Annotated in this window: 24 protein-coding genes and 2 pseudogenes; 17 read left to right on the top strand and 9 right to left on the bottom strand. The window is 67.0% G+C overall.

All coding sequences use genetic code 11. The features are described from left to right. Positions 1-33 precede the first annotated feature (33 nt). Entirely contained in the window at positions 34-600 is a 567-nt protein-coding gene (locus tag DT343_RS01835) for a hypothetical protein (RefSeq protein ID WP_112861526.1), read from the bottom strand. Further along, positions 597-815: a hypothetical protein gene (locus DT343_RS01840; RefSeq protein WP_112861527.1), complete on the bottom strand. Its 219-nt coding sequence runs from the start codon at positions 813-815 to the stop codon at positions 597-599. Before DT343_RS01840 ends, DT343_RS01835 begins: the two co-directional genes overlap by 4 nt. An 86-nt stretch (positions 816-901) precedes the next feature. Here DT343_RS01840 and DT343_RS01845 point away from each other — a divergent pair, with 86 nt between their 5' ends. The 3 genes from DT343_RS01845 to DT343_RS01855 all read left to right on the top strand — a co-directional run bounded on the left by DT343_RS01845 (position 902) and on the right by DT343_RS01855 (position 4,155). Beyond that, positions 902-1,867: a glycosyltransferase family 9 protein gene (locus DT343_RS01845; RefSeq protein ID WP_112861528.1), complete on the top strand. Its 966-nt coding sequence runs from the start codon at positions 902-904 to the stop codon at positions 1,865-1,867. Positions 1,868-2,086: 219 nt separating this feature from the next. Then, positions 2,087-3,418, top strand: coding sequence for a dihydroorotase (locus tag DT343_RS01850; protein ID WP_112861529.1), 1,332 nt, complete (start codon positions 2,087-2,089; stop codon positions 3,416-3,418). After that, positions 3,415-4,155, top strand: coding sequence for a prephenate dehydrogenase/arogenate dehydrogenase family protein (locus DT343_RS01855; protein ID WP_112861530.1), 741 nt, complete (start codon positions 3,415-3,417; stop codon positions 4,153-4,155). Before DT343_RS01850 ends, DT343_RS01855 begins: the two co-directional genes overlap by 4 nt. A 63-nt stretch (positions 4,156-4,218) precedes the next feature. Here the strand turns inward: DT343_RS01855 and DT343_RS01860 are convergent, their stop codons facing one another. The 4 genes from DT343_RS01860 to DT343_RS01875 form a co-directional block, all read right to left on the bottom strand. After that, a complete protein-coding gene (locus DT343_RS01860) occupies positions 4,219-5,025 on the bottom strand; it encodes a hypothetical protein (protein ID WP_112861531.1) in 807 nt (268 codons plus the stop codon). A gap of 165 nt (positions 5,026-5,190) precedes the next feature. Beyond that, positions 5,191-6,132 (bottom strand): alpha/beta hydrolase, encoded by a 942-nt coding sequence (locus DT343_RS01865; RefSeq protein ID WP_112861532.1) that lies wholly within the window; start codon positions 6,130-6,132, stop codon positions 5,191-5,193. An 11-nt stretch (positions 6,133-6,143) separates the two neighbouring features. Continuing rightward, positions 6,144-6,824, bottom strand: a complete 681-nt coding sequence (locus DT343_RS01870) for an SdpI family protein (protein ID WP_112861533.1) — start codon at positions 6,822-6,824, stop codon at positions 6,144-6,146. Continuing rightward, positions 6,821-7,126, bottom strand: a complete 306-nt coding sequence (locus DT343_RS01875; protein ID WP_112861534.1) for a metalloregulator ArsR/SmtB family transcription factor — start codon at positions 7,124-7,126, stop codon at positions 6,821-6,823. Before DT343_RS01875 ends, DT343_RS01870 begins: the two co-directional genes overlap by 4 nt. A gap of 106 nt (positions 7,127-7,232) precedes the next feature. Between DT343_RS01875 and DT343_RS01880 the strand changes: the two genes are divergently transcribed. The 3 genes and pseudogenes from DT343_RS01880 to DT343_RS01890 all read left to right on the top strand — a co-directional run bounded on the left by DT343_RS01880 (position 7,233) and on the right by DT343_RS01890 (position 10,715). Then, on the top strand, positions 7,233-9,419 hold the full coding sequence (locus DT343_RS01880; protein WP_439897215.1) for a TonB-dependent receptor: 2,187 nt from the start codon (positions 7,233-7,235) through the stop codon (positions 9,417-9,419). Then, a pseudogene (locus DT343_RS01885) lies at positions 9,329-10,521 on the top strand (PepSY-associated TM helix domain-containing protein). The gene DT343_RS01880 and the pseudogene DT343_RS01885 overlap by 91 nt, the downstream one beginning before the upstream one ends. Next, positions 10,518-10,715, top strand: coding sequence for a hypothetical protein (locus tag DT343_RS01890; protein WP_220116432.1), 198 nt, complete (start codon positions 10,518-10,520; stop codon positions 10,713-10,715). The pseudogene DT343_RS01885 and the gene DT343_RS01890 overlap by 4 nt, the downstream one beginning before the upstream one ends. On the opposite strand, the gene erpA is transcribed toward DT343_RS01890, so the two are convergent. After that, positions 10,699-11,016 carry an iron-sulfur cluster insertion protein ErpA gene (erpA, locus tag DT343_RS01895; protein ID WP_220116555.1) on the bottom strand — a complete coding sequence of 106 codons (318 nt, stop codon included), beginning with the start codon at positions 11,014-11,016 and terminating at the stop codon, positions 10,699-10,701. The two genes, DT343_RS01890 and erpA, sit on opposite strands and share 17 nt — an antisense overlap. 140 nt (positions 11,017-11,156) lie before the next feature. Between erpA and DT343_RS01900 the strand changes: the two genes are divergently transcribed. The 6 genes and pseudogenes from DT343_RS01900 to DT343_RS01925 all read left to right on the top strand — a co-directional run bounded on the left by DT343_RS01900 (position 11,157) and on the right by DT343_RS01925 (position 17,446). Next, entirely contained in the window at positions 11,157-12,347 is a 1,191-nt protein-coding gene (locus DT343_RS01900) for a deoxyguanosinetriphosphate triphosphohydrolase (RefSeq protein WP_112861538.1), read from the top strand. 76 nt (positions 12,348-12,423) lie between these two features. Beyond that, entirely contained in the window at positions 12,424-13,203 is a 780-nt protein-coding gene (locus DT343_RS01905) for an SPOR domain-containing protein (protein ID WP_112861539.1), read from the top strand. Further along, positions 13,200-14,250, top strand: a pseudogene (nagZ, locus tag DT343_RS01910) (beta-N-acetylhexosaminidase). The gene DT343_RS01905 and the pseudogene nagZ overlap by 4 nt, the downstream one beginning before the upstream one ends. 48 nt (positions 14,251-14,298) lie before the next feature. Continuing rightward, the gene (locus DT343_RS01915) at positions 14,299-15,117 is read left to right on the top strand and encodes a segregation and condensation protein A (RefSeq protein WP_112861540.1); all 819 of its coding nucleotides are present in this window, start codon (positions 14,299-14,301) and stop codon (positions 15,115-15,117) included. Continuing rightward, positions 15,114-15,794 carry an SMC-Scp complex subunit ScpB gene (scpB, locus tag DT343_RS01920; RefSeq protein ID WP_055804017.1) on the top strand — a complete coding sequence of 227 codons (681 nt, stop codon included), beginning with the start codon at positions 15,114-15,116 and terminating at the stop codon, positions 15,792-15,794. The genes DT343_RS01915 and scpB overlap by 4 nt, the downstream gene beginning before the upstream one ends. Before the next feature lie 107 nt (positions 15,795-15,901). Continuing rightward, positions 15,902-17,446 carry a sensor histidine kinase gene (locus DT343_RS01925; RefSeq protein ID WP_258522537.1) on the top strand — a complete coding sequence of 515 codons (1,545 nt, stop codon included), beginning with the start codon at positions 15,902-15,904 and terminating at the stop codon, positions 17,444-17,446. Here DT343_RS01925 and ispH read toward each other — a convergent pair. Then, on the bottom strand, positions 17,443-18,414 hold the full coding sequence (gene ispH, locus DT343_RS01930; RefSeq protein WP_112861542.1) for a 4-hydroxy-3-methylbut-2-enyl diphosphate reductase: 972 nt from the start codon (positions 18,412-18,414) through the stop codon (positions 17,443-17,445). The genes DT343_RS01925 and ispH overlap by 4 nt on opposite strands. Positions 18,415-18,665: 251 nt before the next feature. On the opposite strand from ispH, the gene DT343_RS01935 reads away from it, so the two are divergent. The 5 genes from DT343_RS01935 (at position 18,666) to DT343_RS01955 (ending at position 21,256) form a co-directional block, all read left to right on the top strand. After that, positions 18,666-19,025 (top strand): AtpZ/AtpI family protein, encoded by a 360-nt coding sequence (locus DT343_RS01935; RefSeq protein ID WP_017505296.1) that lies wholly within the window; start codon positions 18,666-18,668, stop codon positions 19,023-19,025. A gap of 6 nt (positions 19,026-19,031) precedes the next feature. Continuing rightward, entirely contained in the window at positions 19,032-19,817 is a 786-nt protein-coding gene (locus DT343_RS01940) for a F0F1 ATP synthase subunit A (protein ID WP_017505297.1), read from the top strand. Positions 19,818-19,875: 58 nt separating this feature from the next. Next, on the top strand, positions 19,876-20,100 hold the full coding sequence (locus tag DT343_RS01945) for a F0F1 ATP synthase subunit C (RefSeq protein WP_017505298.1): 225 nt from the start codon (positions 19,876-19,878) through the stop codon (positions 20,098-20,100). 68 nt (positions 20,101-20,168) lie between these two features. Continuing rightward, positions 20,169-20,741, top strand: coding sequence for a F0F1 ATP synthase subunit B family protein (locus tag DT343_RS01950; RefSeq protein WP_112861543.1), 573 nt, complete (start codon positions 20,169-20,171; stop codon positions 20,739-20,741). Continuing rightward, on the top strand, positions 20,741-21,256 hold the full coding sequence (locus DT343_RS01955) for a F0F1 ATP synthase subunit B (protein WP_112861544.1): 516 nt from the start codon (positions 20,741-20,743) through the stop codon (positions 21,254-21,256). The genes DT343_RS01950 and DT343_RS01955 overlap by 1 nt, the downstream gene beginning before the upstream one ends. 74 nt (positions 21,257-21,330) lie before the next feature. Here DT343_RS01955 and DT343_RS01960 read toward each other — a convergent pair whose 3' ends face one another. Further along, positions 21,331-21,801 carry a DUF6789 family protein gene (locus DT343_RS01960; protein ID WP_112861545.1) on the bottom strand — a complete coding sequence of 157 codons (471 nt, stop codon included), beginning with the start codon at positions 21,799-21,801 and terminating at the stop codon, positions 21,331-21,333. Positions 21,802-21,842 lie beyond the last annotated feature (41 nt).

Below are 21,842 nucleotides of genomic sequence, written 5' to 3' on the forward strand. Positions count from 1 at the left end.
TACCCTTGGCCTAGGCTAGCTGGCGAGCTGCAGTTATATCGGCTGGGAGCCGGAAGGCGTCACCGCATATCGCGCGACGACGCCGTCTGGCTGGAAGTCGTGTTCGGCCAGGGTGTCGAGGGACATCAGGACGCGGGACAGGAATGCGTCCGTGTCGCCGTCCTCGATGGCCGGACGCAGCCAGTCGGTGACGACGGCGCGCGCCGGATAGGTCCCGACCGGGCCGGGAATGCTGAGCGCGACCTCGATCCCCTCGGCGATCCAGCCCGCCACGGTGACGAACAGGTCGGTCGAAGCCAGGAAGTCCGAGCGGCGCAGGACATAGAGGGTGATGACGCCATCCTCGACGCCATCGGGGCGGACGATCACGCCGCTGCGGTCCGGTCGCCAGGCCTCGTCCAGTTCGATCACGCGCCACAGGCAGAACCGGATCCGACAGGTGTTCGGTCGAACCTCGTGAACCGAACAGCCGACGCCGTCGACGCAATAGGCGCACAGTTCGCCGGTCGGCTTGGCCAGTTCCGGCAGGTTCAGCGGAATGACCCGGCAGCATTCGACGCAACCGCCGCAGGTCCGGCCGGGGAGGAGGGGCAGGCTCACCCGGCTGAACGCTCCAGCCGGGCGATGCGGCGATCCATGTCGGCGACGACGGCCTCCAGCCGGGCCTTTTCGGAGGCCATGTCGATGGGCGTGCCGTCCTCGTAGGAAATCGTCGCACCCCTGGCGATCAGGTCCAGCCGATAGATGGCCGTCACGCGCTGGGCCTTGAAGCGTTCGAGGGCGGCGGCGGCGGCTAGGTCGGGCGTCTGGCTCATGCGCGTCGCTGTAGCGCATGGGGCCTTCCTGTGGAAACACGCGTTTGGCGCTGAACCGCAGATAGAATCCCTGTATCCGTCAACGGATGATCGGGCGGTTTCCCATCCTGTACATCGCCGAGGCGGACGCCGAGGACGCCGTGCTGTCTTCCGGCGTGCTGGCGCATCTGGTCGAGAGCCTGCCGCACGCGACCTTCACCATTGTCGGATCGGCCGCCAGCGCGCCGCTGTTCGCCGATACGCCGCGCCTGACGAAGCTGATCGTGCTGGAGCGCGAGGGCCATTTCGAATGGATCGCCCTGTGGAACCAGGTGCGGGCGACCAAATGGGGCCTGGTCGTGGACATGCGCGGCTCGGACCTGTCGGGCAAGCTGAGGCGGCACAAGCGCGCGGTGCGGGGTAAGGATCAGCCGGGCCTGCATGCGGTCGAGGCAGCGGCGGCGGTGCTGAAGCTGGAGCCCGATGAGATCCCGGCGCCGAAACTCTACGTCGCGGATGAGACGCGGGCCCAGGTCGAGGCGCTGATTCCGGCGACGGGCGGTGATGGGCCGATCCTGGCGGTCGGGCCGGGCGTCGAATGGATGGGCAAGCGCTGGCCCGCCGAACGCTACGCCAAGGTCGCGGCCAAGCTTCTGGCCGACGACGGACCGCTGGCGGGCGGGCGGCTGATGATCGTAGGCGAGGAGATCGATCGCGAGGCGGCGCACACGATCCGCTACGCCGTGCCGCGCGCGCGGGTGATCGAGCTCCAGGGCAAGCTGACGCGCCTGCAGACGGTCGCGGCCCTGTCGACGTCGGTGCTGTATATCGGGGCGGACTCGATCTGGACCCAGCTGGCCGTGGCTTCGGGCGTACCGGTGGTGGCCGTGTTTGGACCGTCCGACGAGACCGTGCGCGGACCCTGGAAGGGCGAGGCCGTGCGCGGGCCGCGCACCTATGAAGAGTTCAAGAAGCTGGATCCCCGCCTGAACCAGGCGATCCAGCATATGATGGACCTGCCGTGGGAGCGGGTGCTGAAGGCGGCGCAGCGGATGTTGAAGGCGCGGGGCTGAACCCGATCTCCCTCCCCGCCCGGGGAGGGTGGACGCGAAGCGGCCGGGTGGGGGCGGCCGGCGATCCTGCGACGAACCTGTGTCGTTTCGCCTTGCCGTCCCCACCCGACCTCGCCTGCGGCTCGGCCACCCTCCCCGAACGGGGAGGGAGAGCGTTTAGCGGCTTTCACGGTCGACGCTGCATCCGCTAGAACCGCGGAAACACCCGCAGGATTTCTCATGACCCAGACCTATGACCTGATCGTCCGTGGCGGCGAGGTGGCGAACCATGCGGGGCGGGGCAAGGCGGATGTCGGGGTGATCGACGGCAAGATCGCCTTCATCGGCGACCTGTCTCAGGCCTCGGCCGGGGAGGTCTTCGATGCGACGGGCCTGACGGTCCTGCCGGGCGTGATCGACACCCAGGTCCATTTCCGAGAGCCGGGGCTGGAGTGGAAGGAAGACCTGGAGACGGGCAGCCGCGCGGCGGCCCTGGGCGGCGTCGTCGCCGTGTTCGAGATGCCGAACACCAACCCCAACACCACCGACCCCGACACCATGGCCGACAAGCTGGCGCGGGCGAAGGATCGGATGTGGACGGACCACGCCTTCTACGTCGGCGGCACGCACGAGAATGCGGACTATCTGGGCGAACTAGAGCGGCTGCCGGGCTGCTGCGGGGTCAAGGTCTTCATGGGCGCCTCGACCGGCGACCTGCTGATCGCCGACGACGAGGGGGTGAGGAAGGTCCTGTCCAATGTGCGCCGCCGCGCCACCTTCCATTCCGAGGACGAATACCGGCTGGTCGAGCGGCGCGGCCTGGCCCGCACCGGCGACTGGACCAGCCACCCCGAGGTCCGCGACGCCGAAAGCGCCATCCGCTCGACCCGCCGCCTGGTCGGCCTGGCCCAGGAGACGGGCGCGCGCATCCATGTGCTGCACGTCACGACCAGGGACGAGATGGAATATCTGCGTTTCCACAAGGATGTCGCCACCGTCGAGATCACGCCCCAGCACCTGACCCTCGTCGGACCGGAAGCCTATGAGCGGCTGGGCAGCTACGCCCAGATGAACCCGCCGATCCGGTCGCAGGAGCACGTCGAAGCGCTGTGGCTGTGGGGGATGCAGCAGGGCGTGGCGGACGTGCTGGGCTCTGACCACGCGCCGCACACGAAGGAAGAAAAGGCCAAACCCTATCCAGCCTCGCCGTCCGGCATGCCGGGGGTGCAGACGCTGGTGCCGCTGATGCTGACCCATGTCGCCAACGGGCGGCTGTCGCTGGAGCGCTTCATCGACCTGACCTCGGCGGGCGCGCAGCGGGTGTTCGGCACGGCGAACAAGGGGCGGATGGCCGTCAGCTATGACGCCGACCTGACCCTCGTCGATCTGAAGGTCAAGCGAACGATCACCCATGATCAGCAGGCGACGCGCTGCGGCTGGACCCCGTTCGACGGGGTCGAGGCGACCGGCTGGCCGATGGCGACCCTCGTGCGCGGCCGGTTGGTGATGCAGGACGGCGAACTGATCGGGTCGGCGCACGGGCGGCCGGTGCGATTCATGGAGACGTTGTGAGGGAAACGCTCGGCCTGATCGGCTTCGGCGCCTTCGGGCGGCTGACGGCGCGGCATCTGTCGGCCGGGTTCGATATCCTGGCGCATGATCCGGCGGCGAGCGATGGCGAAGGCGTCGTCACCCTGACCGATCTGGCGACCGCCGCCGCCTGTCCCACGGTGGTGCTGGCCGTGCCGGTCGAGGCGCTGGAGGCGACGCTGATCGCCATCGGCCCGCACCTGAGGCCCGACGCCCTCGTGATCGACGTGGGCTCGGTGAAGGTAAAGCCGGCGCAGGCGATGGACGCCCTGCTGCCGCCCGGCGTGCGGATCGTCGGCACCCATCCCCTGTTCGGCCCGCAGAGCGGCAAGGGCGGCATCGCGGGCCTGCGGATCGCCGTGTGCGAGGTGCGGGGCGCAAGAGACGCTCGCCGCGTCGCCGCCTTCTGCCGCCGGGCGCTGAGGCTTAAGGTGTTTCAGGTCAGCCCCGAGGACCACGACCGCGAGGCCGCCACGGTGCAGGGCCTGACCCATCTGATCGCCCGCGTCCTGATGGCGATGGAGCCCCTGCCGACGCGCATGACCACCGCCAGTTTCGACCGGCTGATGCAGGCCGTCGACATGGTCCGTCACGACAGCCCCGCCGTCTTCCGCGCCATCGAACGCGACAACCCGTTTGCAGCAGAGGTGCGGGCGCGGTTCTTCGCCCTGGCGGATGAGGCGCGCGGAAGTTCGCGGGAAAAGGAAAGTCTAGTTTGAAAAGGTCGAACTTGGGTTCGACAAGTATATTCTCGTGGAAGCTACAGCGAAGGCAATATCAGTCTAGGCTGGCTGGCCCTCTTCATCAAAAATGTTCGACATTTGCAAAAGAAGCATGTTGACGCAGCGCAAGATGTGTTCAGCTTCATGTGGCTGGTATATGTTCTCAACGTGCATCGTGGCGTTACGCCAAGGGTTCCTAATAGCGTCCAGTGAGGCGTACAGTCCTTCAATCAAAGCGCCTTCTGAATGAGGCATTGACGGGCCGGGATATTTTTTCGCCATCCCCCCTTTGATTGAATGGAGCATAGCGCCCCAGTTTCTCTCGCTAGGCTTGCTTGGGTCCGGGATGCCCAAAAACTTAGCGAGTGCACTGATGGCTATTTCGAGCGTTCTCATTGAGTGAAATACACTCGCTGTAGGACGCAATACCGCTAAGCATTTCGCGGCCTCTTCCATCTCAAAAAGCACTGAGGGGAAGTGGCTGGTTATGCGAGGGCCGCAAAGATCCGATCCCGTCAAAAGGTATGCTGCCATTGCTGGGCTCAGAACGAAAATTCGGACCAGGTCAAGCTCGTCTCGGAGTCTCGACTCGATGTCGGCCATTGCCGCTGTTAAGTCTGTCCAAGTGAAGTAATCATCATTACTGAGCATCTCGCGTAGGCGAAGTGCCGATGTTTCCGAAAGTCTAGCGTGCAGTTGCTGTAGAGACGGCACCATATCGTCAGTATTGCGTAGCAAAATGTCTCTGCTACGCCTATCCATGTTTTCGCGACGTTGTTCATCACTGCCGCTATGTTCAATAATCGCCTGTACCCGACGAATCTCCATCACGGCGTTCATGAAGAGGCGACCATTGATTTCTAGCATTAGAAGCTCCGATCTAGGCAGCGGATACAACTATATTGTGTGGGTAGGTGCAACCTTAAATCGAAATGGCCGGGCTTAGGATGGTTTTGGGCGCGGTACTGCTCGAGAGAAGTCCATCCATTCTTTAGTAGCTCAGACATGAGATATTCGTGTCAGCAGACGGGCTCAGCGCTTCCCATTGGCGCGAATGAACGCCCCCACGTCCCCCGCCACGCCCGGCGCTAGCGGCAGCGCCGGGTCGGCGTAGGTGGCCAGATTAGCGGCGCGGTCGGCGGGGGCGGTCTTGAGGAGGTGGTTGACGCCGTCCCAGAGTTTGAGCGTGGCCTTGGGGTGGACGGCGGCGAGGGCTTGAGCGTCTGTGACGCCGATCTGGAGGTCGGTGGCCCCCTGGCCGATGAAGACCGGGCCGTCGTAGGCGGCGAGCAGGGCGGCGGGGTCCAGCGGCAGCCACGAGATCAGATAGGGCTGGACTGACGGGCGGAACAGGGCCGCCAGCGCGGGCGGCGTGTCGGCGACGGTGCGGCCGGCCTCGAGCTCGGTCAGGACGGCGAAGGCCTGGGTCTTCAGGGGTTCGGGCAGGCCGGCCTGGAGCTGTTCGCGGATCACCACGCCCGCCGGGCGACCAGCGCCGGACAGCAGGATCAGGCCGCAGACCTTGTCGTCTCCGCCCTCGACCGCCTTCAGCGCGACCAAGGCGCCCTCGCTATGGCCGATCAGCCAGGCGCAGGGCTGACCCGTGCGCGACGCGGCCTCGGCGGCCCAGGCGCGGGCGTCGGCGGCGTAGTCGTCGAAGCGCAGCTTGGTTTCATCGAGCCCGGCGGCGGCGCTGGCGGCAATGCCACGCTTGTCGATGCGGACGGTGGCGATCCCCTGTTCCGCCAAGCCCTCGGCCAGCAGCCGATAGGTGGAGGCGGCGACGCCCATCGGGCTGTTGCCGTCCCGATCGGTCGGGCCAGAGCCGGGCAGGAGGACGGCGACGGCCGTGGGCGCCTCGGGCGTCAGCAGCGTGCCATGCAAGGGCGCCGGCTGGGCAGGCAGGGCGATGTCGGTCGAGACCGGGCCGGCGAGCAGGCTGGCGGCGAGAAGGGCGTGGGTCAGCATCAGCATTGCAGTCTCCTTCAGAAGGGTTGGCGGTCAGGATCGGCGCGCCACACGCGCCGGCTTTCGAAGATCGACAGCCCTGCGACCAAGATGACGGCGGCGACCAGGGCTGTGACGCCATAGGACGGGGGCGCAAGCGGCGCGGCGATCAGACCGGCCAGACCGACCAGACAGAACAGCCGGCCGGCCAGACGGTTCGAGCGGTCCCATGCCAGGCGGCTCTTGTAGCTCCACGGGGTGCGCACGCCGATCAGAGGATTGGGCGCGACCCGACCGAGGAAGGCGCCGGTGACCAGAAGGATCAGCGAGAGGGCGCCTGTCATGACGGCGGGGCCGCTGTTGGCGCTGGCGTGTCCCAGGCTGGCCCAGGCGATGACCAAGCCGATCGCGGCGAACAGAAACAACGTCAGCCCCTGGCCGATCCGCATCGAGCGACGACGCGAGGCGTCGCCTTGGGCCTCGGCGCGCAGGGCGGCCAGACCCAGGCCGGCGGCGGCGATGAAGCCGATCACCGCCATGCCGCCCGCGAAGGTCGCGAACTCCACCCGGTCGCCCCAGCGATCGACCTGCCAGTCCGCATTCCAGTGCATCGGCATGGGCGTCGTCGGGCCATTGACGCCGATGTAGAGGGCGAACGCCGCCTGCACGCCGAAGACTGCGAGGGTCAGATAGTCCAGCAGGGACAGGCGATCCTTCATCGGCGTGTTTCCTTTGAGGGCTGGGGCAGGGGTTCGGTCGCTTCGCCGGTTCCGACGATGTCCATCAGAAAGGCCATGGCCTCCTCGACCGCCGAGATTTCCAGCCGATAGCGGATGGTCTGGCCATCGCGCTCCGGGCTGACCAGCCCGGCCTCCTTTAGGGCGTTGAGGTGGCCGGTGATGGTGGGCCAACTCATGTCAAAGGCGGCGGCGATATCGCCGGAGGCCAGCGGACCGGCGCGCAGCATGGCGATGATGCGACGACGCACCGGATGCGACAGGGCCTTGAACAGGGTGTTCATAGCGACCTTCCTAATTAGGAAATCAGCTAAATGCAATATGTCGCGGGCGCGGCGGATTGCATTGCGCCCACCGATCGGGCTAGGGACGCGCAACTTGATTTTGAGAATGCGTATCAAAATGCCCTGCCTTCGCCGTGCCTCCGTTCTTTTGACCGCCAGCGCCCTTGCGCTGACGCTCGCCTCGCCGGTGCTGGCGCAGCAGGCGATGGCCCCGGCGGAACTGGGCGAGATCGTGGTGAAGGGATCGCAGGTTCGGCTGACGGCCCCGGCGGCGGGCGGTCAGGTGGCGCGCGGGGGACGCATAGGCCTGCTGGGCAATCTGGGCGTGATGGACACGCCGTTTTCGACCGCCAACTACACCGAAAAACTGGTGCGTGATCAGCAGGCGCGCGGCATCGGCGACGTGCTGCAGAACGATCCGACGGTGCGTGTGTCCAAGGGCTTCGGCAACTTTCAGGAGCTGTATGTCGTTCGCGGCTTTCCGGTCTATTCGGACGACATGAGCTACAACGGCCTCTATGGCGTGTTGCCGCGCCAGTTCGTGGCGGCCGAACTGGTCGAGCGGGTCGAGGTGTTCCGCGGCGCCTCCACCTTCCTGAACGGCGCTGCGCCAGGCGGAACGGGGGTCGGCGGCGCCTTCAACCTGACGCCGAAGCGGGCGGGCGACGCCCCCCTGACGCGCCTGACCGGTGGCGTGTCGGGTCGTGACGAAATCTACGCCGCCGCCGACCTGGCCCGCCGTTTCGGCGACGACGGCGAATGGGGCGCGCGCCTGAACATCGCCAGCCGTGCGGGCGAAAGCGCCGTCGAGGATGAGACCGGCCGACTGCGGGTCGTCGGCCTTGGACTGGACCGCCGAGGCGATCGCGCCCGGTTTTCGGCCGATCTGGGCTGGCAGGACCACCGGATCGACGCGCCCCGCCCCAGCGTGACGCCGGGAACCGCCATCCCTGACGCGCCCTCGGCCGACAAGAACTTCGCCCAGCGCTGGACCTACACCGACGAGGAGCAGCTGTTCGGCGCCGTGCGCGGCGAGCTCGACCTGACCGACAGCATCAGCGCCTGGGCCGCTTTCGGCGGGCGTCAGGGCGAGGAAGACAACAGCCTGGCCAATCCGCGCGCCGATGCGGCGGGCGCGATCCGCGGCTATCGCTTCGACAATATCCGGGAGGACACGGTGTGGTCGGGCGACATCGGCGTGCGCGCCGACCTGGCGACCGGCCCAGTCGAACATCGCCTGGTCGCCTCAGCCTCGCAGATTCAGTCCAAGTCCAAGAACGCCTGGGCGGCGTCGAGCTTCGCCGGCTATGCGATGGGAACGCTGACCAATCCGCTGCTGTCGCCGGCGCCGGCCATCGCCAGCGTCTCGGGCGATCTGGATGATCCCAACGTCACCGAGCGGGTCAAGAACACCAGTTTCGCCGTCGCCGATGTGCTGTCCTTCCTGGAAGGACGGGTGCTGGCGACCGTCGGCCTCCGCTATCAGGAGATCGAGACCCGATCCTATGCCTATGCCGACGGCGCATTCACGTCGGGCTATTCCAGCGACGCGACGACGCCGGCCTTCGCCGTGGTCTACAAGCCCAGCGACGCCATCTCGCTGTACGCCAACTATACCGAAGCCCTGGTTCCGGGCACGACCGCGCCGGCGGTGGTCAATGGCGTGACGGTGGCGAACGGCGGCGAAGTGCTGTCGCCGTTCCGCGCCGAACAGGCCGAGATCGGCGCCAAATACGACGCCGGTTCATATGGCGGCACACTGAGCGTCTTCCGCACGACCCTGCCCAGCGCCTTTTTCGATCCGAATACCGCTGTCTATTCAGACGGCGGCGAGCAGGAGAACAAGGGCGTCGAGCTGACGGTTTATGGCGAACCGGTCGCCGGACTGCGTTTGATCGGCGGCGCGACATGGCTGGACGCCGAGATCAATCGGTCTCTGACCGCCGCCAATGCGGGCAAGTCGGCGATCGGCGTGCCGGATTTTCAGGCCAATCTGAACGTCGAGTGGGACGTGCCGATGGTCAGCAGCCTGACGGTCGAGGGCCGCGTGGTCCATACCGGCGCCCAGCCGGCCAATGCGACCAATACGCTGGAGCTGGAAAGCTGGACCCGGTTCGACGCCGGGGTGCGCTACGCCTTTGTGGCGGGCGACAAGCCGGTGACGCTGCGGGCGCGGGTCGAGAATGTAGCGGACGAGGATCAGTGGGTCGCGGTCGGCGGCTATCCGGGATCGAACTATCTGACGCTGGGCGCGCCGCGGACCTTGCGTCTGTCGGTCTCGACCGAGTTCTGATCCGCGTCGGCCGATGCACGCCCGGACGATCCGCGCCTGGACCTGGACACACAAGTGGTCGAGCCTGATCTCGACCCTGTTCCTGCTGATGCTGTGCGTCACGGGACTGCCGCTGGTGTTCAGCCACGAGCTGAACGAGGCGCTGCTGCATGAGCCGTGGGCGCCGAAGAACCCTGACGGCCGACTGCTGACGCTGGACGAGGTGCTGGCCGCGGGTCTGGCCAAACATCCGGGCGAGGTTCCGGCCTTCATGAGCTTCGACGAGGACCGGCCGGTGGTGAACGTCACCAGTCGCGCCCCTGACGCCCCGGCCGGCAAATACAGTTTCGAGCCCATCGACCAGACCAGCGGCGAGGGCGCGCCGCTGGTCGCCGGCCATCCGGTGATGGAGTTCCTGCTTCAGCTGCACACCGACATGTTCCTAGGGCTGCCGGGAATGCTGTTTTTGGGCGCGATGGGGCTGTTGCTGGTCGTGGCCGTAGTGTCAGGCGTGGTGCTGTATGCGCCCTTCATGCGTCGGCTGCCGTTCGGGACGGTGCGGGTCAAGAAGGCGGCGCGGACGCGGTGGCTGGACTATCACAATCTGCTGGGCGTTGTGACGGCGGCCTGGGTGCTGGTGGTGGGGCTGACGGGGGTGGTCAACACCTTGGCGACACCCATCCTGGCCTATTGGAAAGAGACGGCTCTGAACGAGTTGACCGTCGCCTATGATGCGCCGGCGCCCGCCCAAGGCCGGGCCTCGCTGGATGCGGCGGTGGAGCGGGCCAAGGCGGCGCTGCCGGGCATGAAGCTGCAGTTCGTGGCGTTTCCGGGAACCGACTATTCGACCGACCACCACTATGCCGTCTTCTTCCACGGCGACACGCCGCTGACGACGCATATGACGACGCCGGCCCTGATCGACGCGCGAACGGGCGAACTGGCGGCGGTGGCGCCGGCGCCCTGGTATGTGAAGACCCTGTCGCTGTCGCAGCCGCTGCACTTCGGCGACTATGGCGGGCTGGCGCTGAAAATCCTGTGGGCGCTCCTGGACATCGCCACCATCGTGATCCTGGGGTCCGGTCTTTATCTGTGGTTGGGCAAGGGGAGGCGGAAGGCGTGAGCCGTCGCCGTTACAACCCGAGGGATCTGACCCTGTGGGCCATCTTCCGTGCGCCCATCGTTCTGTTTGCGCTCAGCCTGATCGGGCTGGTGGGCGCACTGTTGCAGGATGGGGTATGGGACTGGGCCTTTGCCGCCTTGCTGGCCTCGCCGATCCTGGCGACCGGCTGGGCCGTCGTCAGATCGAGAAGCTGACGCCGCAGCCGCAGCTGGAGGCCGCGTTCGGGTTCCTGACCACGAACTGGGCGCCGGCCAGTTCATCGACATAGGCGATCTCGGAGTTCTTCAGGAAGGGCACCGAGACGGGGTCGATCAAGGCGGTCTGGCCGTCGGCCTGGATGCGCAGATCGTCGTCCTGGGCCGTCTCGACCAGTTCGAACCGATACTGGAAGCCTGAGCAGCCGCCGCCGTCCACCGCGACGCGCAGCATCAGGGTCTTGCCCTCGGCCGCGCCCAGCTTGGCCAGGCGCTTGGCGGCGCTGGCGGCCAGGACGATGCCTTCCGGCGCGCGCGTGGCGACGGTGAAGGCGGGTGTGGATGGTTCTGTGGATTGGACGGTGCTCACGGCTGTCTATATGAGGCGGGCAGGGCCGTTCGCAAAGGCCCCCGCATCAAAGCAGCCTCAAAGTTGATGACTTGAGCCACACAGACCTCGCTTCCTACGCCGAGCGCGCCGACCTGACCCGGGGCCGCCGCGTTTTCGAGCCCGCCAGCCGCACGCGCACCGCCTTTGCGCGGGACCGTGACCGCATCATCCATGCGACGGCGTTCCGGCGGCTGAAGGAGAAGACCCAGGTCTTCGTGGCGCATGAGGGCGATCACTACCGCACCCGCCTGACCCATTCGCTGGAGGTGGCGCAGATCGCACGGTCGCTGGCCCATGCGCTGAGGCTGGACGACGATCTGGCGGAAACCATCGCCCTGGCCCACGACTTGGGCCATCCGCCCTTCGCCCATGCCGGCGAGGACGAATTGGTGGTGCAAATGCGCGATCACGGCGGGTTCGATCACAACGTCCAGAGCTTCCGCGTCGTGACCGAGCTGGAGAACCGCTATCCGCAGTTCGACGGGCTGAACCTGAGCTGGGAGACGGTCGAGGGCGTCATCAAGCACAACGGCCCGGTGTCGCACCGCCTGGACGAGCCGGCCTGGTCGGTGGTGCGCCCCTATGCGGCCGGCGGCGAGGCGGGGTGGGACCTGCGGCTGGGGACGTTCGCGTCGCTGGAGGCCCAGTGCGCCGCCATCGCCGACGACATCGCCTACAACAACCACGACGTGGACGACGGGGTGCAGGCGGGTCTGATCACCCTGCGCGATCTGGATCAGGTGCCGCTGATCGGCCCCATGTTGGCCGAGGTGCGCAGCGAATATCCCGCCATCGACGACCGGATGCTGCGGATCGAGGCGGTGCGGCGGATGATCGGCGTCATGGTCGAGGACGTGCTGGCCGAGACGGGGCGGCGGCTGGAGGAAGACCGGATCGTCACGACCGAGGACGTGCGGATGGCCAGGCGCACGATGGTGGATTTCTCGCACGCCATGCACGTCGACCTGGCGGTGCTGAGGAAGTTCCTGTTCGAGCGGATGTATCGCCACTACCGGGTCAACCGCACCCGCAGCCAGGCGCGGCGCGTGCTGTCGCAACTGTTCGAACTGTTCATGGCCGAGCCGGAGGTGATGCCGCCGGAGTGGGGCGAGCCAGCGATGACACCGGACAAGACGCAGCGGGCGCGGGCCGTATGCGACTACATCGCCGGGATGACCGACCGTTACGCCATAGAAGTGCACCAGAAGCTGTTCAGCCTCGACCTCGCCCTCGATCTGTGATTCGAAAGATGCACGCGGGGGCGTAGAGTGATCGTTCGGCGCGCCGATTCGCGCCGACAGACGGCGGAGCGCGACCATGTCCTTTGAAGACGACAACAAACCCGGCCGGGGCGCCTATACGCCGCCGACCGACGACGACCTGCCGTTCCGCCGCAACAGCTACGATCCGCGCAGCGGCCGCAATGTCGGCGCGGGCGGGGGCAAGGCGCCGCCCGTTACATTGATCATCAGCGTCGTCGTTTTGATCTTGATCGCAGTCGCCGTCGCCTGGCTTTACGGACGCTCAGGGCTGCGCGCCTCGACCGACGCGCCGCCGGCCGTGGGTCAGCCGGTCGGCGAGATGAAGACCGCCGCGCCTATCGACGCCCAGCCGATCGATCCGGCCGAGGGCGTGCGCGTCTATCGCGACGAGACCGAGACGACCGATGCGCCCGTGACCTTCACCCCGCCGCCCGAGGCGCCCCAGCCGCGTCCAGCCGCGCCGCCGACCGCCGCACCGACCGGACAGGGCCTGCCGCCCGCCAAGACGGCGACGCCGGCCGCGCCGACGCCGCGTCCGACGACTCCGACTGCGCCCGTCGCTGCGCCGGCGACCAAGGCTCCGGCCGCGACCGGCGGATCGGCCTCGGTGCAGATCGGCGCCTTCTCCTCGACCGAGATCGCGGACCGCGAATACGCCGCCGTCGCCGCCCGGTTCGGTTCGTATGTTTCCGGCGCTGAAAAGCGGGTGACCGAAGTGACCTCCTCCAGCGGATCGACCCTGTACCGCACGGCCTTCTCGGGTCTGTCGCGCGAACGGGCGGTCGCCTTCTGCAACGCGCTGAAGGCGGCGGGCCGGGACTGCATCGTCCGGTGACGTCCGCCGCCATCTATGGCTGCCTGGGACATCGGCTGACGGAGGACGAAAAGGCCTTCTTCGCCGAGGTCCGACCCTGGGGCTTCATCCTGTTCCGGCGCAACATCGACACGCCGGAACAGGTGCGTGCCCTGACCGACGAGCTGCGGGCGTCCATCGGCGATCGCGAGGCGCCGATCCTGGTCGATCAGGAAGGCGGCCGGGTCCAGCGGATGGGGCCGCCGCATTGGCCCAAATATCCGCCGGGCGCCGCCTATCTGCAGGCGACGAACGACCCGATGGGTGCGCGAGAACTCGCGCGTCTGGGCGCGCGGCTTATGGCGCATGACCTGAAGGACGTGGGGATCAACGTCGATCTGCTGCCGGTGCTGGACGTGCCGGTGTCCGGCGCCCACGACATCGTCGGCGACCGCGCCTATGGTCAGGATCCGGCGACGGTCGCCCTGCTGGGCCGGGCGGCGGCGGAAGGGCTGCTGGCGGGCGGGGGTGCTGCCCTGCATCAAACATATGCCGGGCCACGGCCGGGCCTTCGCCGACAGCCACAAGGACCTGCCGACGGTCCATGCCGATTTCGAGACGCTGGACGGCTGGGACTTTGCGCCGTTCAAGGCGATGTCGGACATGCCGCTGGCGATGACGGCGCACATCGTTTTCACTGCGGTGGACAAGAAGCGGCCGGCGACCCAGTCCAAAAAGGCCGTGAAGATGATGCGCGAGCATCTGGGCTTTTCCGGCCTGGTCATGACCGACGACCTGTCGATGCAGGCGCTGAGCGGATCGCTGGGCGAGAGGGCGCATCGGTCGCTGAAGGCCGGCTGCGACGTGGTGCTGCATTGCAACGGCGACATGGCCGAGATGCAGGCGGTGGCCGAGGCGACCGGCCGGCTGAAGAGCAAGGCCAAAGCGCGGGCCGAGGCGGCGATGGCGCGGATCGTGCGCGCACCCGAACCGCTCGATCCCGTCGCGGGGCACGAGCGCTTCTTTCAGGCCATCGGCGGTCGGCTGGACGTCGCCAAAGGGCCGGACGTGGGAGAGGCGCAGGCGTGATCGGCACGACTCGGCCTCAAGTAGCGCGAAGCGCGGTAGGCCTAGGAAATGGCTGAAGCATTTCAGCCGAACCTGGATTTCAACGCCGAGGAGGTCGAGGAGCGCGAGGCCTTCGTCGTCGATCTGGAAGGCTATGAGGGACCGCTGCACGTCCTGCTGGCCCTGGCGCGAAACCAGAAGGTCGATCTGCTGAAGCTGTCGATCACCCAGCTGGCGGAACAGTATCTGGCCTTCGTGCACGAGGCGCGCAGGCGCAACTTCGCCCTGGCGGCGGACTACCTCGTGATGGCGTCGTGGCTGGCCTATCTGAAGTCGCGTCTGCTGTTGCCGCGCACCGACAAGGGCAAGGCCGAAGAGCCGCCGGCTGAGGAAATGGCCGCCGCCCTCGCGTTCCGGCTGCAGAAGCTGGAGGCGATGCGAAAGGCCGCCGAACAGCTGATGGCACGGCCCCAGCTTAAGCGCGACGTCTTCACACGCGGCGATCCCGAGGCGACGGTGATCGTGCCGTCGGATCGTATCGACGCCAGCCTGTACGAGCTGATGAGCGCCTATGTGGTGCAGCGCCGGCGTGAGGAGGCCCGGCGCTATGCCCCCGGCCAGCGGGTCGAAGCCTTTCCATTGGAAGCGGCCCGCGACTGGCTGCGCGAGATCATGCCGAAGTTGGCCGACTGGACGCCGCTGGAACAGGTCGCGCCCCATCGTGAGGACGAGGATGGGCCCAGCCAGGCCAGCTTTACGGCCTCGACCCTGTCGGCCAGTCTGGAGCTGGTAAAGGAGGGGGCGATGGACATTCGGCAAAGCGAGGCGTTCGCGGACTTGTATCTGAAACGCCGGGGACCGGGCCAGCCGCTGGAGCTGACGCCGTGAGCGACCTTTCGTTCCAGCCCGACGAGGCCGAAATCGAACGGCGGGTCGAGGCCCTGCTGTTCGCCGCCGCCGGGCCGCTGACGGCGGCCGAGATCGCCGCGCGCCTGCCCGAGAACTGCAACGTCGCCCGCGCCATATCGGGTCTGCGCGCCCGCTATGAGGGGCGGGGGGTCGAGCTGGAGTGCGTCGCCGACCGCTGGCGCTTCCGCACCGCGCCGGACCTGGCCTTCATGATGACGCAGGAGCGCGAGGAGCCGCGCCGGCTGTCCAAGGCCGCCTTGGAAACCCTGGCCATCATCGCCTATCACCAGCCCGTCACCCGCGCTGAGATCGAGAGCGTGCGCGGCGTCAGCATCTCGAAGGGCACGCTGGACCTGCTGCTGGAGATGGGGTTCGTGCGGCTGCGCGGACGCAGGCGCACGCCGGGGCGGCCCGTCACCTATGCGACCACCGACCGGTTTCTGGAGCATTTCGGCCTGGCGACCCTGTACGATCTACCGGGCGTGCAGGAGATGAAGGCGGCGGGCCTGCTGGACCTGTCGCTGCCGGTCGGCTTCGAGGTGCCGGATCCCAGCCGCGCCTCCGAGGCGGACGACGAGGACGGCACTCTGCCGTTGGACGACGAGGCGCCCGAGTTCGCCCAGGATTTCGTCGGCGAACGCGGCGGACCTGGATGATGTTCACGACGTCTTAGTCTGCGCACCTTAAGCCAGACCATATGAGTGGCGTGACAGCGATTACGGGTTGGCAGGCGTGGAGCACGTTCAGGATCGCGTTGATCCTGATGCTCTCGTCCGTCATCGGCATGGCCGGGGTTCTGGCCATCGTCAGTCGCGGAATCGATGCGCACCAGGCGCGCAAGGAAGAGGATCTGGTGAAGCTGCGCCTGACGCGGGCGCTGGAAACCATTGGTGAGAACCTGACCACCGCCTCCATCTGGGACGAGGCCGTGGATCGGATGACGTCGGCTGACGTGGGCTGGTATGATCGCAACTTCGGCGCCTTTTACGCCGCGCAACACAAACATCAGTTCACCCTGGGCTACGACGGCACGGGGCGGCTGTTTCGCATCAGCACCCTCGGTCGACCGGTCGAGGCGCAGGTTGGCGAGCCCTTCGGTCAAGCCGCCCGGCCGTTGATCGACGCGCTCCGGGCCGATGCCGCAGGCCGCGACCGAACGGTCACCGCTGATGCTGGCGTGCGACTGAAGGCGGCGTTCGTGCGCGTCGGCGACAGCGTCTATGTCTTGGGGGCTTCCACCGTGGTGCGGCATACGGCGGGCGGATCGACGCCGGCGTCAGATCCGGTGGTGGCGTCGTTCAAACCGTTCAACGGCGAGCTCAATCTCTTGCAAACGCGGCTGGCGCTGGACCGGATTCACTTCCAGCCCGGCGATGCAGAGCCGCCCGAGGGTATGATCGGCGTCGATGTCCGCGATGCTGGCGGCGTTTTGTTAGGCCGTGTGGTCTGGGCGCCGGAGCAGCCGGGCTATCAGATCCTGACCAAAGCCGGGCCGCTGCTGCTGCTGCTGTTCGTGGTCCTGTTGATCGGCACGGGGTCGTTGCTATGGACAACGACCAAGGATGTGCGGCGTCTGAGGGCGTCGGAAGTGGCCCTGTCGGCGGCGCTGGAGCGGGCCGAGGCGGCCAACCGGGCCAAGACGCGGTTCCTGTCCAACGTCAGTCACGAACTGCGTACGCCCCTGAACGGCGTTCTGGGCATGGCCGAGATCATCGGGGCCGATCTGGTGACCCCGCAACAGCGCGAGCGGCTCGAAATCCTGAAGGCGTCGGGGCGTCAGCAGCTGCGGCTGGTCGAGGAACTGCTCGATGTCGTGCGGCTTCGCGACGGGGCGGTGACGCTGGAAACCCGACCCTTCCGGCCCGACAACCTCCTGCAGCGCGTCGCTAACGATTTTCGCAGCGCGGCCGAGGTCAAGGGACTGAAGGTCAAGGTCGAGGCGGCCGAAGGCGAGTGGCTGGGCGATCCGGTGCACATCGAAAAGCTGATGGCGGCGCTGACGGACAATGCGGTGCGGTTCACGCGAACCGGCGGCGTGATGCTGCGCGCCGTCGCGGGCGCGGGCGCGGGCCTGGCGTTGGAGGTCGAGGATACGGGGCCGGGCATGGAGCCGGCGGCAGCGGCGCGCTTGTTCGAGGCCTTTACCCAGGGCGATGAAAGCGCGACGCGCACGGCCGAGGGGCTGGGACTGGGATTGACGGCGGCGCACGGTCTCGCGGCCCTGATGGGCGGCAAGATCGACATCGTCACAGCGCCCGGCGCCGGCAGCACCTTCCGCGTCGTCCTGCCGTTGAAGGCGGTCGCCTAGGCCGTCAGCAGGCGCGGCAGTTTGAAGGTGACCGTTTCGCGCGCGCCGTCGTCTTCGGTCACCGTGGCGTCGAAGCGCGCCCGGATGGCGTGGACCAGGGCCTCGATCAGCGGCTCGGGCGCCGAGGCGCCGGCGGTGACGCCGACGGTGTTCACGCCGTTAAACCAGGACCAGTCCACCTGGGACGCATCGTCCACCAGATAGGCGGCTGGGGCGCCGGCGCGCATCGCGACCTCGACGAGGCGCACCGAATTGGACGAGTTCTTGGATCCGACGACCAGCACGAGGTCGCAGCCTTCGCCCAGCGCCTTGACGGCGTCCTGGCGATTGGTCGTGGCGTAACAGATGTCTTCCTTGTGCGGATCGGGCAGTTCGGGGAAGCGGCGCTTCAGCACCTTCAGGATGCCCGCCGTGTCGTCCACCGACAGGGTGGTCTGGGTGGCGTAGGCGAGGGGCGCGTCGCCGGGGCGTTCGAACGATTCGGCGTCGGCCTCGGTCTCGACCAGGGTGATGGCGCCGGGCGGCAGCTGGCCCAGGGTGCCGACGACCTCGGGGTGGCCTGCGTGGCCGATCAGGATGATGTGCCGGCCGGCCGCGTGATGGCGCTCGGCCTCGACGTGGACCTTGGACACCAGGGGGCAGGTCGCGTCCAGGAAGACCAGTTCGCGCGCCCGCGCCGTCGCCGGCACGGACTTGGGCACCCCGTGGGCCGAGAAGACGACCGGCCGGTCGTCGGGGCATTCGTCCAGTTCCTTGACGAAGACCGCCCCCATGGCCTTCAGCCGCTCGACCACATGTTTGTTGTGGACGATCTCGTGGCGCACATAGACGGGGGCGCCGAACTTTTCGATCGCGCGCTCGACGATCTGAATCGCGCGATCGACCCCGGCGCAAAAGCCCCGCGGGGTGGCCAACCGCACCGAAAGCGGGCGAAGCGGAGCATTGGGGACGGGAACATGCGCATTCATGGCGGCGAACCTAGTCGTTTGCGGCGCTGACCGCCATCGGAGCCGAAGGGCGGATGCGACGGATTCTGTCGCCCGCAGCAGCGGCGCATCGTCACGGCGGGCGGGCGTGAATGGAAAGCCGATATTCTACAATGCTTTAGCGCATGATCACGACGCCTTGACCTGTAGGCCGCTCACGATTAGTTTCCGCGCCGAATTCAGACCCGTCCGGACGCACTGTCTGGACGCCGAACGCACAGGTCCTATCCCCCATGTCGGAATCGCGCGAAGAGGCGATCAAACGCCTCCAAGACAGCGCATCCGCATTGGAGGCGCGGACCACGGCGGAGAAATCCGCCGAACTGACCGGCCATCAGGTGTCGGGTCAGGCCTACAAGATCATCGCCGAACTTCTCGGCGGCGTCTTCGTGGGACTGGCGTTCGGAGCGATCGCAGACTGGGCCCTCGGGACCCGTCCGTGGGGTTTGATCGGCGGGGTCCTTCTGGGCTTCGCCTTGTCGATTTACATGGCGCGTCGCACAGCCAACCGGCTGATGGCGCAGGCCAAGGCGCAAGGGACGACGGCTCCGGCCGAGCCCTACGTCGAGGCCGACGAAGACGGGGAACGATAGGGCTTCATGGCCGATCCGATTCATCAGTTTGCGATTCAGAAGGTCGTCGACCTTGGCGACGTCACCCTGCCTGTGCTGGGGACGGTCGATCTGGCGATCACCAACTCGCACATCGCCATGACGGTCGCCTTCGTGCTGATCGTCGGCTTCCTGGCCGCCGTGACCGCGAACGCCCAGGTCGTGCCCGGCCGGCTGCAAGCCGCCGGCGAGGGCCTGTTCGGCCTGATCGACAATCTGGCCGATTCCATCATCGGTCACGAAGGCCGCAAGTATTTCCCGTTCATCTTCACCCTGTTCATCCTGATCCTGGGCATGAACATTCTGGGTCTGTTCCTGACCTTCACGGCGACCTCGCAGCTGGCCATCACGGCGACCTTCGCCCTGATCACCTTCGGTCTGGTGCTGGTCGTCGGCTTCGCCAAGAACGGTCTGGGCTTCTTCAAGCTGTTCTGGCCGATGGGTGCGCCGCTGGCGCTGCGCCCGGTGGTCGGCCTGATCGAGTTCGTGTCCTTCCTGCTTCGTCCGGTCACCCTGGCGCTGCGTCTGTTCGGCAACATGCTGGGCGGTCACGTCGCGCTGAAGATCTTCGCCGGCTTCGTCGTGTCGCTGGGCCTTCTGGGCCTGGGCGGCGGCATCGGTCTGCTGGCCTTCCCGGTCGCGGCCCTGTCGCTGGGCATGGTCGTCGCCCTGACCGCTCTGGAGTTCCTGGTGGCCTTCCTCCAGGCTTTCGTCTTCGCCGTTCTGGCCTGCATCTATCTGAACGATGTGGTCAACCTGGACCACGCCCACTAAAGGGCCGGACCAGTCTCTTCACCCCAACCACCAACGACTTTAATCTAGGAATACAATCATGGACGCTGAAGCCGCGAAGTACATCGGCGCTGGTCTCGCCACCCTGGGCATGATCGGTTCGGCCCTGGGCGTGGGCAACATCTTCGGCAACTTCCTTGCCGGCGCCCTGCGCAACCCGTCGGCCGCCGCCGGCCAAGTCGGCAACCTGTTCGTCGGCGCCGCTCTGGCCGAAGCCCTGGGCATCCTGGCCTTCGTGCTCGGCATCCTGATGATCTTCGGCTGATTTCAGTCGATCACGGCGCGCGGGGTTCGCCCGCGCGCCGCTTCATCTGATCCTGCAGTAGACGGTTCATGGCCAGCACCCACACCATCGACGCGGTCCCGCCTTCGGTCGAAGCGGACCTGCACGCCGAGACGGCGACCCCCGCCGAGCACGGCTCGGGCGGCCTGCCGCAATTCCAGTTCGAGCACTGGGCGGGCCAGATCGGCTATCTGCTGATCCTGTTCGTCATCCTGTATGTTCTGGTTTCCAAGGTCTTCGCGCCACGCCTTCGCAAGGTGATGGACGAACGGGCCGACACCATTTCCACCGCCGTTGCGACCGCGCGTCAGGTTCAGGCTGAAGCCGCCGACCAGGCCGCCCAAGCTCAGGCGGAAGTCGCCAAGGCTCGCGCTGACGCCCGCGCCACGGCCGCCGCCGCCAAGGCGCGCGTGACCGAAGAAGCGAACGCGCGTCAGGCCGCCGAAGAAGCCGTGGTCAACGCCCGCATCGCCGAGGCGGAAGCCTCGATAGGCAAGACGCGCGACGCCGCCATGGCCAATGTCTCCACCATCGCCTCCGACACGACCGCCGCCATGGTCGAACGTCTGACCGGCAAGGCCGCGACCGCCGCCGAGCTGGCCGCCGTCAAGGGAGCCGCCTGATGAACCTGATCTTCGAACACGGCATCTGGAGCTTCGCCAATGCGGAGATCTGGGTCGGCATCGGCCTGATCATCTTCTTCGGCATCCTGGTCGCCGCCGGCGTGCCCAAGATGGCCGGCAAGGCGCTGGACGCCAAGGCCGTCAAGATCCAGGCCGACCTGGACGAGGCCGCGCGCCTGCGCGCCGAGGCCGAAGCCCTGCTGGCCCAGATCCGCAAGGAGAAGGCCGAGGCTGAAGCCCAAGCCGCCGAGATGATGGCTCAGGCCGAAGCCGACGCCCGTCGCTTGGAAGTCGAGACCAAGGCCAAGTTGGAAGAGACCCTTGCCCGTCGCCAGAAGATGGCCGAAACCCGCATCGCCCAAGCCGAAGCCCAGGCCTCGGCCGAGGTGAAGGCCGCCGCTGCCGATCTGGCCGCCAAGTCGGCGGAACAGGTTCTGGCCGCGCGCCTCGCCAGCGGCGCCAAGGATCCGTTGCTCGACAGCGCCATCGCCCAGATCGGCGATCGCCTGAACTGATCAGGGGTGATCCTGAATGACAAGGCCCCCGACATCGCCGTCGGGGGCCTTTTTCTTTGGACAGCAAGCCGTGATCAGTGAGCGTGGGCGCCGCCGATAATGGTCGCGCCCATCCGCTTGTCGCGCGCCACCAGACGGGCGTAGACGTTGCCCAGCACGATGCCGAAGACCGCGTGGGTGATCAGCAGCCAGGCGAAAGTGCCGAAGCCCGCGCCCGCCGTGAAGGTGCGGTAGTTCCCGAACATCACAATGGCCGCCATCATGAGGATCCAGGCGCCGACGGCGAAGACGATGCCCTTGGTCTCGGGCGTGTCCGTCGGCAGGCGGGGGCATAGGATGGCGAACAGCGGCCCCAGGATGAAGACGCCGCTGATGACATGGACGACCCAGCCGACGGCCAGATTGCCGGGCATGCCGATCATGCTGGCGATGACCCCCTGGAAGGGATCGAACCAGTTCAGGAACAGATTGGGTATTTCGAGCAGTGACACGGCCACGGTCGCCGCAACCCCGGCGATCAGACCTTTTTGTACGCGTGACATCATGACCTTAGCGCCTCCCAACGCATAAGTGGTTCTCTGATAAC

The sequence above is a fragment of the Brevundimonas vesicularis genome (assembly GCF_900445985.1).
Lineage (GTDB): Bacteria > Pseudomonadota > Alphaproteobacteria > Caulobacterales > Caulobacteraceae > Brevundimonas > Brevundimonas vesicularis_D.

Coding starts and splice junctions, on each gene's coding strand:
- DT343_RS01840 (WP_112861527.1), bottom strand. CDS start 815: ATGAGCCAGACGCCCGACCTAGCCGCCGCCGCCGCCCTCGAACGCTTC.
- DT343_RS01845 (WP_112861528.1), top strand. CDS start 902: ATGATCGGGCGGTTTCCCATCCTGTACATCGCCGAGGCGGACGCCGAG.
- DT343_RS01850 (WP_112861529.1), top strand. CDS start 2,087: ATGACCCAGACCTATGACCTGATCGTCCGTGGCGGCGAGGTGGCGAAC.
- DT343_RS01860 (WP_112861531.1), bottom strand. CDS start 5,025: ATGCTAGAAATCAATGGTCGCCTCTTCATGAACGCCGTGATGGAGATT.
- DT343_RS01865 (WP_112861532.1), bottom strand. CDS start 6,132: ATGCTGATGCTGACCCACGCCCTTCTCGCCGCCAGCCTGCTCGCCGGC.
- DT343_RS01870 (WP_112861533.1), bottom strand. CDS start 6,824: ATGAAGGATCGCCTGTCCCTGCTGGACTATCTGACCCTCGCAGTCTTC.
- DT343_RS01875 (WP_112861534.1), bottom strand. CDS start 7,126: ATGAACACCCTGTTCAAGGCCCTGTCGCATCCGGTGCGTCGTCGCATC.
- DT343_RS01880 (WP_439897215.1), top strand. CDS start 7,233: ATGCGTATCAAAATGCCCTGCCTTCGCCGTGCCTCCGTTCTTTTGACC.
- DT343_RS01905 (WP_112861539.1), top strand. CDS start 12,424: ATGTCCTTTGAAGACGACAACAAACCCGGCCGGGGCGCCTATACGCCG.
- DT343_RS01915 (WP_112861540.1), top strand. CDS start 14,299: ATGGCTGAAGCATTTCAGCCGAACCTGGATTTCAACGCCGAGGAGGTC.
- DT343_RS01925 (WP_258522537.1), top strand. CDS start 15,902: ATGCTCTCGTCCGTCATCGGCATGGCCGGGGTTCTGGCCATCGTCAGT.
- ispH (WP_112861542.1), bottom strand. CDS start 18,414: ATGAATGCGCATGTTCCCGTCCCCAATGCTCCGCTTCGCCCGCTTTCG.
- DT343_RS01935 (WP_017505296.1), top strand. CDS start 18,666: ATGTCGGAATCGCGCGAAGAGGCGATCAAACGCCTCCAAGACAGCGCA.
- DT343_RS01940 (WP_017505297.1), top strand. CDS start 19,032: ATGGCCGATCCGATTCATCAGTTTGCGATTCAGAAGGTCGTCGACCTT.
- DT343_RS01945 (WP_017505298.1), top strand. CDS start 19,876: ATGGACGCTGAAGCCGCGAAGTACATCGGCGCTGGTCTCGCCACCCTG.
- DT343_RS01950 (WP_112861543.1), top strand. CDS start 20,169: ATGGCCAGCACCCACACCATCGACGCGGTCCCGCCTTCGGTCGAAGCG.
- DT343_RS01955 (WP_112861544.1), top strand. CDS start 20,741: ATGAACCTGATCTTCGAACACGGCATCTGGAGCTTCGCCAATGCGGAG.
- DT343_RS01960 (WP_112861545.1), bottom strand. CDS start 21,801: ATGATGTCACGCGTACAAAAAGGTCTGATCGCCGGGGTTGCGGCGACC.